This window comes from Saccharomonospora azurea NA-128, from assembly GCF_000231055.2.
In the GTDB taxonomy this organism is placed as follows: Bacteria; Actinomycetota; Actinomycetes; order Mycobacteriales; family Pseudonocardiaceae; genus Saccharomonospora; species Saccharomonospora azurea.
Genome location: NZ_CM001466.1, coordinates 3,147,597 through 3,155,382 on the forward strand (window position 1 = coordinate 3,147,597; position 7,786 = coordinate 3,155,382).

Consider the following 7,786-nt stretch of genomic DNA (forward strand, 5'->3'; position numbering starts at 1 on the left):
GCGCCGGCGGATGGCGTCGGCCGCCGCCGAGGTCGTGGACGGCCGGGGAGCGGCACGCGTGCTCGACGCGGCGGCACGGGCGGTGCACGGGGACGCGCGCTGACCTGCCAGGAGCCGCACACACACCAAGAGGGCCGCCCGAACCGCGGACGACCCTCTCGCTGAGGCTCACGAGCTCCGAAGCTCAGAGGTACTGGCCGGTGCTGCCCAGGCTCGGACCGTGGGACTCGCCACCGTGGTGACCGCCCTGCGGCAGGCCGCGACGCATCTGCTCCAGCTGCACCCGAGCCGCCATCTGCTGGGCGAACAGGGCTGTCTGGATGCCGTGGAAGAGGCCTTCGAGCCACCCCACGAGCTGGGCCTGAGCGACCCGCAGCTCGGCGTCCGACGGCGTGCTGTCGTCGGTGAAGGGGGCGACGAGCCGCTCCAACTCCTCCTGCAGCTCCGGCGCCAGCGCCTGCTCCAGCTCCTTCACCGAGGTCGAGTGGATCTCGCGGAGGCGATTGCGGCTGGCGTCGTCGAGCGGTGCGCTGCGCACCTCCTCCAGCAGCTGCTTGATCATGGTGCCGATCCGCATCACCTTGGCGGGTTCCTCCACCATGTCGCCGACCGACTCGGCCTTCTCCTGGTCGGCGTCGAGGCGGGCGGCTCCCACCGGCGATCCGTCCGGCCCGACCACCACGACGTGCTGCGACCCGTCCAGTTGCTTGTTGTGTGCGTTCGGCTCCGTCATGGGCTCCATCCTGGTTGTTGCGGGACGCCTCGCTCCGCCATCCAGGATAGTGGCGCTTCGGCGTGATCCGGCCTCAGCAGCGGCGCCGGACTCATCGACTCCAACCCCGAACGCACTGCGAGATTACTGGTCCGTACGGTGTCCGCATGGCGTTCGACGTCGCTCGGATACGTGGGTTGTTTCCCGCTTTGGGTGACGGCTGGATTCATTTCGACGGTTCGGCCGGAATGCTGGTGCCCGAACAGGTCGCCTCGGCGGTGTCGACGGCGATGCGGGCGCCGGTCTCCGGGCCCGGCGGGACGTTCCCGGCCTCCGAACGCGCGGAGAGCATCGTGGCCGCCGCGCGGCGGGCGATCGCCGACCTGGCCGGTGCGGAACCCGAGGGTGTGGTCCTCGGTCCGAGCGCCACCGTGCTGCTCGACCGGCTGGTGGACGCGCTGTCGGAGACGTGGACGCTCGGTGACGACGTCGTGCTCTCCCGACTCGACGAGCAGGCCAACATCGCGCCGTGGGTGCGGGCGATGAAGCGGGTCGGCGGCACGGTGTCGTGGGGCGAGATCGACATCGAGACCTGCGAGCTGCCCGCCTGGCAGTACGAGGAGCTGGTGGGGCCGCGCACGAAGGCCGTGTCGGTGACGTGCGCGTCCGGGTCCGTGGGCACCCGCCCCGACGTGGCGACCGTCGTGGAGATCGCCAAGAAGGCCGGCGCGATCGTGGTCGTCGACGCGACCTACGCGGCGCCGTTCGTGCCCCTCGACCTCGACGCCCTGGGCGCCGACGTCGTGGTGCTGTCCGCGCAGGCGTGGGGTGGCCCCGCGGTGGGAGCGCTGGTCTTCCGGGACCCCGGGCTGCTGGAGCAGATCCCGTCGAGGGCGCTCGACCCGCTGGCCACCGGAGCCGAGAGGCTCGAACTCGGACCGCACGCGTACCCGCTGCTGGCGGGCGTCGTGGCGTCGATCGACTACCTGGCCGGGCTCGACGACGCCGCGGCGGGCTCCCGCCGGGAACGGCTGCTCACGTCGTTGGGCTCGGCGAAGTCGTACCACGCGGGCCTGCTCGCGCAGCTGTCCACCGAACTGCACGCGCTGCCACACGTCATGGTCATCGGCAGTGCCACACGACGGATCCCCACCCTCGCGTTCACCGTCGCCGACCGCAAGGCCGCCGACGTGGCCCGGCACCTGTCGTCGAGGAACGTCTGCGCGTTCGCCGACGAGGGCAGCACCGGGGTCTTCGCCGCGCTCGGTGTGGGCGAGGTCGGTGGCGCCGTGCGCATCGGCCTCGCCCACTACTCGAACGTCTTCGAGGTCAACCAGCTCGTGCGCGTGCTGGAGGAACTGGGCTGAGCGTTTCCTCGGGCGCTCAGCGCACCGTCAGCAGCACCTTCCCGAAGACGCCGCCCTCCTCGAGCGCCCGGTGCGCGTCGCTCGCGCGGGCGAGCGGGAACGCCTCGCCGATCACCGGCTGCACCACGCCCTGTTCCACCAGCGGCCACAGGCGTTCCCGGACGTCCTCGACGATCGCGGCCTTTTGTTCGAGCGACCGGGAACGCAGGGCCGTGGCGGTGACGCTCGCGCGCTTGCGGAGCATCTTCCCGAGGTCCAGCTCGGCCTTGCGGCCGCCCTGCATGCCGATGACGACGAGCCTGCCGCCGTCGGTCAACGTGTCGACGTTGCGCTCCAGGTACCGGGCGCCCATGTTGTCGAGGATGACGTCGGCGCCGCCGTACTCGGCCTTGACGACCTCGACGAAGTCCTGCTCGCGGTAGTTGATCGCGAGGTCGGCGCCGAGCCGGCGGCACCGCTCGGCCCGCTCGTCGGAGCCGACGGTGACGGCGACCGTGGCGCCCAGGGCCTTGCCGACCTGGATGGCGTGCGTGCCGATACCGCCCGCGCCCCCGTGCACCAGCAGTGTCTCGCCCTCGGCGAGGCGGGCCGTCATGACGAGGTTCGACCACACCGTGCACGCCACCTCGGGCAGAGCCGCCGCGGCGACGAGTTCCACCTCGCCGGGCACGGGCAGCAGCTGCCCCACGGGCACGGCGACCTTCTCCGCGTATCCGCCGCTCGTCAGCAGAGCGCACACCTGGTCGCCCACCTGCCAGCCCGTGACTCCCTCGCCCAGTTCGGCGATCGTGCCCGAACATTCCAGCCCGAGGATGTCGCTCGCGCCCGGCGGGGGCGGGTAATGGCCCTGTCGCTGCAGGAGGTCGGCCCGGTTCACGGCACTCGCCGCGATGTCGACGACGACCTCGCCGGGGCCCGCGCTCGGATCGTCGACCTCGGTCAATGTCAGGACGTCGGGGTCACCCGATTCGTGGAGCATGATCGCGCGCATGCGTCGACTCTATGTCACCGTACGGACGCCGGCCGAACACGTTCCTACCAATGGTCCTTGATTTTCTGCGCGGAAAGCACAAAAGTGACCCGTCACTGTGACGAAGGGGAATTGCATATGTCATCTCTGCGATCGAGGTTGAGACCGGCCGTCGCCGTCGCGGCGTGCGTGAGTCTGGCGTTCGTCGGCGCGGGTTCGGCGATGGCCGCGCCGAAGGCCGACTCGAAGCTTCCCGACCGGTTGACCAAGCAGGTCAACATCCAGAAGATGAACCGGCACCTCACCGCCCTGCAGCGGATCGCCGACACCCACGACGGGAACCGCGCGTCGAGCACGGAGGGCTACAACGCCTCCGCCGAGTACGTCGCGACGAAGCTGGAGCGGGCCGGGTTCGACGTCACGCGCCAGGAGTTCCCGTTCTACTACTCCGAGACGCTGGCCGAGAAGCTCGTCGCCGACGGCACCGAAATCCCGGTGACGATCATGAGCTACAGCCCGTCCACCGAGGAAGGCGGTCTCACCGCGCCGATCGCCGCGGTCGCCCCGGACGACACCCCGGGCTGCGAGGCGTCCGACTACGGCGACGTGACCGGGGCGATCGCGCTCGTGCAGCGCGGCTCGTGCTCGTTCTCGGAGAAGAGCGTGGCCGCCGGTGAGGCGGGCGCCGTGGCCGTTCTCGTCTACAACAACGAGGACGGGCCGGTCAACGGCACGCTCGGCGAGGTGAACGACGGGCACGTGCCCTCGGGCGGCATCACGCAGGCCGACGGCGAGGCGCTGGCCGCGCTCGACGGCCAGGAGATCACCCTGGAGCTGCGCGCCCTCATGGAGGAGCGCACCACCTACAACGTGATCGCCGAGACGCAGACCGGCCGCAAGGACAACGTCGTGATGGCGGGTGCGCACCTCGACAGCGACCCGGCAGGCCCCGGCATCAACGACAACGGCACCGGCTCGGTGGCGTTGCTGGAGACCGCGCTCTCGATGGGCTCGAAGCCGAAGGTCAACAACGCGGTGCGGTTCGCGTGGTGGGGCGCCGAGGAGTTCGGCCTCGTCGGCTCGACGCACTACGTCAACTCGCTGTCCTTCGAGGAGCAGCTCGACATCGCCCTGTACCTGAACTTCGACATGATCGGCTCGCCGAACGCGGGCTACTTCGTGTACGACGGTGACGACTCGGCGCAGGAGGGCTCCGGCCCCGGCCCGTACGGTTCGGCCCAGATCGAGCGGGCGTTCGTCGAATACCTCGAGAACGAGGTCGGCGTCGCGACCGGTGAGAAGGACTTCGACGGCCGCTCCGACTACGGCGAGTTCATCGCGGTGGGCATCCCGGCCGGTGGCCTGTTCACCGGTGCCGAGGGCATCAAGACCGAGGAGGAGGCCGCGCTGTGGGGCGGCACCGCCGGTGAGGCGTACGACTCCTGCTACCACCAGGCGTGCGACGACCTCGGCAACGTCGACCGGGTCGCGCTCGACCGCAACGCCGACGCGATGGCGTACGTCACCGCCACGTACGCGCTGAGCACCGAGGACATCAACGGCATCGCGCCGGAGGCCCCCAAGAACCGGGCCAAGATCGCCGAGCAGCGCGCGGCCCAGAGTGTCCTGGCCACCACCGCGGCGCACGGTGACGCCGTGACCGCCTGATCGGCGCTGGTCGCACACACGTCAGCCCGGGTGCGGGTGGCAGCGCACTGCCTGCCCGCACCCGGGTTGCTTACCGAGGTTTTCGTGCGAAATGCGGTTGCACCGGAGGGACGGGCATTCGCCCGAACGCCAGCGGCGGATCCGGACGTGATGCCAGATGCGAAGACAAGCACTTCTCGCGTCCCGGACTGCCCTTCTTCACGACCGGCCGGATCAAGCCACCTCGGCCGTGGGGCTACAGCTCCCGCCGTCAGTGCAACGGGACGGTCAACCGCGTGGAATCATTCGTCACCACACCACCTGACCTTTCCCGGGGGCCGATCGGACCGGGACTTCGGTGAAGGCCCTTGTCCGGTCCGGCCGAACCGTTGACACTCGACTGCCCGATCCGGAGCGTCTTCACACCCACTTTCGCCAACGTTTCAGCGACGATTTCTTTCGACGATTCCCGAATGGGGATGCCGTTCTCAACGGTGTGATCGCGGGTGTCTACTCTGCGTGTTCATGGGCGAGAGAAACGGCGAGGCGCAGTGGTTGAGCGACGAGGAGATGACGGTCTGGCGCTCGTACATCGTCTCGACGCTGATGCTCCGGCAACGCCTCCACCGGGAGCTCGTCGACCAGCGGGACGTGTCGCTCATCGACTACGAGGTGCTCGTGTGCCTGTCGGCGGCCGATGGCGGCGCGATGCGCATGACCGAACTCGCCACGATGCTCGGCTCCACCAAGAGCCGGTTGTCCCACCAGATCGGGCGCATGGAGGCGGCGGGCCTCGTGCGGCGGTTGCGCCAGTTCGGCGACCGCAGGGGTGTGGCGGCGCAACTGACCGAGGAGGGCGCGCGCCTGTTGGAGCGCTCGGCGCCGGTCCACGTGGACGGTGTGCGCGCGCACTTCGTGAACCTGCTGACCGACCAGGAGCAACAGATCATGGGCCGCGCGTTCTCGCGTGTCCTCGCACACCTGTCGGAGCTGGCGGACTGAGACGTTAGGCTAGGGCCCGCAGGGAAGCGTGGCAGAGCGGTCGAATGCACTCGCCTTGAAAGCGAGCGACGGGCAACCGTCCGGGGGTTCAAATCCCTCCGCTTCCGCACGTACTGACCAGGGCGAACACTGTCGGGCGGGGTCGCTTCCCGTCGATCGGTGTTCGCCCTGTGTCGTATCGCCTCAGCAGTTCCGGTAGCGCGCGTAGATCAGTCCGCTGTCGAAGGTGCGCTGCTCGACCAGTTCGAGATCGAGGCGCACGCCGTCGGGGAAGAACCGCTTGCCGCCGCCCACGACGCTGGTGGTGACGAGCAGGTGGTACTCGTCCACCAGGCCGGCGGCGATCGCCTGGGCGGCGAGGTTCGGGCCGTCGACGGTGAGGTCGTGCTCGGCCTCGGCCTTGAGCGCGCGCACCGCGTCCGGGTCGAACGTCCGCTCGATCCGGGTCTTCGCGCTGGACACCGACTCCAGCGTCGTGGAGTACACGATCTTCTCCGCGGCCTGCCAGTCGCGGGCGTACTGCCGGATGTGCGGCGGCACGTCGGCTTCCTGGGGCACGGTCTCCCAGAAGACCATCGTCTCGTACATCCGCCTGCCGTAGAGATAGGTGCCGACCGAGCGGAAGACGTCGCCCACGAAGGTGTGCACCTCCTCGTCCTCGGCTCCGGTGCCGATGCCGCCGTCCGGTGCTTCGACGTAGCCGTCGAGCGAGGAGACCATCGAGTAGACGAGCTTGGCCATGGGGCTCCTTCGGGTGTGAGCGCGGTGGTTCGTGAGGTGTGACCACAGTGGGGCCCGGAACTCATCGGCCGGCCGGAAAGTGCCGCTCCGGGCTCAGTCGTCGAGGAGGCCGAGTTCTCTCGCCCGCCGGACGGCGGCGTAGCGGCGGTTGACGCCGAGTTTGCGCAGGATGCCGCGCACGTGTGTGCGGACGGTGTTGACGGAGACCACCATGGCCTCGGCGATCTCCTCGGTGGTGAGCAGGTCGGTGAGGTGGCGCAGCACCTCGCGTTCGCGGGCGGTGAGTGCCTCGACCGGCGGTGTGGGGGGAGTCTCGGCGAGTCGTCCCAGCCAGTACTGGGTGCCCCTCGGGTCGGTGGCCAGCACGTGGCGCACGTCGGGTCCGGCCTGGCGGAACGGCAGCCGGAGCCGTTCGGGTGCGGCCAGCCGCAGTGCGGTGTCGAGCACGGGCGCGCTGCGAAGCGGTGAGCGGTGTCGCAGGCGGCGTTCGGCTTCCACGAGCAGCGCCGCCACGCGCGGCCGCAGGGCGACGGACCCGTCGGCCACCGTCGCCAGGATCTGCTGTGCTCGGCTGTCCTCGTTGCGCCGGAGGTGTGCGGCAGCGCGCACGGCCGCCGCATCGGGATGCGCCGCGGGGGCCGGGGCGCCGTCGACCCGGCCGAGCGAGCCGAGTTCGTGCAACGCCAGGTCCGGGTGGCCCTCCACGAGGGCGAGCCGCGCCGCTTCGACCCGCAGATGGTCCGCCGCCCAGGGGTCGGTCGGAGCGGCCTCGGTGAGCGCGGCGTGCAGGCGGCTCGCGGCCGCGGCCGGATGTCCCTCGGCCGCCTCCACTCCGGCGGTGATCCGGTGGGCGAGGTGCCGGGTGAGCGGTTCCGGCGCGGGTTCGGCCGTCGTCGCGTGGCTCCACGCCGTGCCCGGGTCGCAGCGGTCGAGGGCCACCAGCGCGAGTGCGATGTGCGCGGCGGCGTGCCCGTCGAACGGCGATGTGTGCCGTGTCAGGGCGGTCAGCGATTCGGTGGCCGTGTGCTCCGCTCGCGTCAGGTAGCCCTCGACGGCGTCGGTCAGCGCGAGGTGTGCGAGGCAGTCGGCGTGCACCGCGGCGAGTGTCCGCCCGTCCGGCCGCGCCGCCGTGTCCTCCAGCACCGCCCGGGCGAGGTCGAAGTCCCCGTGCCGTAGCAGCGCGACACCGCGGGCGACACGCACCAGTGCGGGGAGTGTCCCGGCCGGGTGGAAGGCCCCGGTGCCCCCGAGGTCCCGTTGCGCGGCCTCGGCCGAGGCGAGCGCCCCGTCGGCGTCGGCGGTCAACCGGGCCCGCACGGCGTCGAGCGCGGTCACGCACGCCCGCAG

The 7,786-nt window shown here is 70.7% G+C and carries 7 protein-coding genes and 1 tRNA gene; 4 read left to right on the forward strand and 4 right to left on the reverse strand.

Features of this window, described 5'->3' with window-relative positions; all coding sequences use genetic code 11:
* Positions 1-184: 184 nt before the first annotated feature.
* Positions 185-733: a bacterial proteasome activator family protein gene (locus SACAZDRAFT_RS14265; protein ID WP_005442844.1), complete on the reverse strand. Its 549-nt coding sequence runs from the start codon at positions 731-733 to the stop codon at positions 185-187.
* Positions 734-879: 146 nt separating this feature from the next.
* Between SACAZDRAFT_RS14265 and SACAZDRAFT_RS14270 the strand changes: the two genes are divergently transcribed.
* Positions 880-2,079, forward strand: a complete 1,200-nt coding sequence (locus SACAZDRAFT_RS14270) for a cysteine desulfurase-like protein (protein WP_005442846.1) — start codon at positions 880-882, stop codon at positions 2,077-2,079.
* A 16-nt stretch (positions 2,080-2,095) separates the two neighbouring features.
* On the opposite strand, the gene SACAZDRAFT_RS14275 is transcribed toward SACAZDRAFT_RS14270, so the two are convergent.
* Positions 2,096-3,070 (reverse strand): NAD(P)H-quinone oxidoreductase, encoded by a 975-nt coding sequence (locus tag SACAZDRAFT_RS14275; RefSeq protein WP_005442847.1) that lies wholly within the window; start codon positions 3,068-3,070, stop codon positions 2,096-2,098.
* Between the two features lie 117 nt (positions 3,071-3,187).
* Here SACAZDRAFT_RS14275 and SACAZDRAFT_RS14280 point away from each other — a divergent pair, with 117 nt between their 5' ends.
* The 3 genes from SACAZDRAFT_RS14280 to SACAZDRAFT_RS14290 all read left to right on the forward strand — a co-directional run bounded on the left by SACAZDRAFT_RS14280 (position 3,188) and on the right by SACAZDRAFT_RS14290 (position 5,805).
* Complete coding sequence (locus tag SACAZDRAFT_RS14280) at positions 3,188-4,717, forward strand: M28 family metallopeptidase (protein ID WP_005442848.1); 1,530 nt, start codon at positions 3,188-3,190, stop codon at positions 4,715-4,717.
* A gap of 504 nt (positions 4,718-5,221) precedes the next feature.
* Complete coding sequence (locus tag SACAZDRAFT_RS14285; RefSeq protein WP_005442849.1) at positions 5,222-5,698, forward strand: MarR family winged helix-turn-helix transcriptional regulator; 477 nt, start codon at positions 5,222-5,224, stop codon at positions 5,696-5,698.
* 22 nt (positions 5,699-5,720) lie between these two features.
* Positions 5,721-5,805: transfer RNA gene (locus SACAZDRAFT_RS14290), tRNA-Ser, on the forward strand.
* A 76-nt stretch (positions 5,806-5,881) separates the two neighbouring features.
* Here SACAZDRAFT_RS14290 and SACAZDRAFT_RS14295 read toward each other — a convergent pair.
* Both SACAZDRAFT_RS14295 and SACAZDRAFT_RS23835 read right to left on the reverse strand, forming a co-directional pair.
* On the reverse strand, positions 5,882-6,439 hold the full coding sequence (locus SACAZDRAFT_RS14295) for a dihydrofolate reductase family protein (RefSeq protein ID WP_005442851.1): 558 nt from the start codon (positions 6,437-6,439) through the stop codon (positions 5,882-5,884).
* Between the two features lie 93 nt (positions 6,440-6,532).
* Positions 6,533-7,786, reverse strand: a 1,254-nt coding sequence (locus SACAZDRAFT_RS23835) for a helix-turn-helix transcriptional regulator (RefSeq protein WP_232286276.1), incomplete at its 5' end; no start/stop codon positions are given.

What these genes read in the sequence shown, in the direction of transcription:
- SACAZDRAFT_RS14265 (WP_005442844.1), bottom strand. Translation starts at nt 733, where the DNA reads ATGACGGAGCCGAACGCACACAACAAGCAACTGGACGGGTCGCAGCAC.
- SACAZDRAFT_RS14270 (WP_005442846.1), top strand. Translation starts at nt 880, where the DNA reads ATGGCGTTCGACGTCGCTCGGATACGTGGGTTGTTTCCCGCTTTGGGT.
- SACAZDRAFT_RS14295 (WP_005442851.1), bottom strand. Translation starts at nt 6,439, where the DNA reads ATGGCCAAGCTCGTCTACTCGATGGTCTCCTCGCTCGACGGCTACGTC.
- SACAZDRAFT_RS14275 (WP_005442847.1), bottom strand. Translation starts at nt 3,070, where the DNA reads ATGCGCGCGATCATGCTCCACGAATCGGGTGACCCCGACGTCCTGACA.
- SACAZDRAFT_RS14280 (WP_005442848.1), top strand. Translation starts at nt 3,188, where the DNA reads ATGTCATCTCTGCGATCGAGGTTGAGACCGGCCGTCGCCGTCGCGGCG.
- SACAZDRAFT_RS14285 (WP_005442849.1), top strand. Translation starts at nt 5,222, where the DNA reads ATGGGCGAGAGAAACGGCGAGGCGCAGTGGTTGAGCGACGAGGAGATG.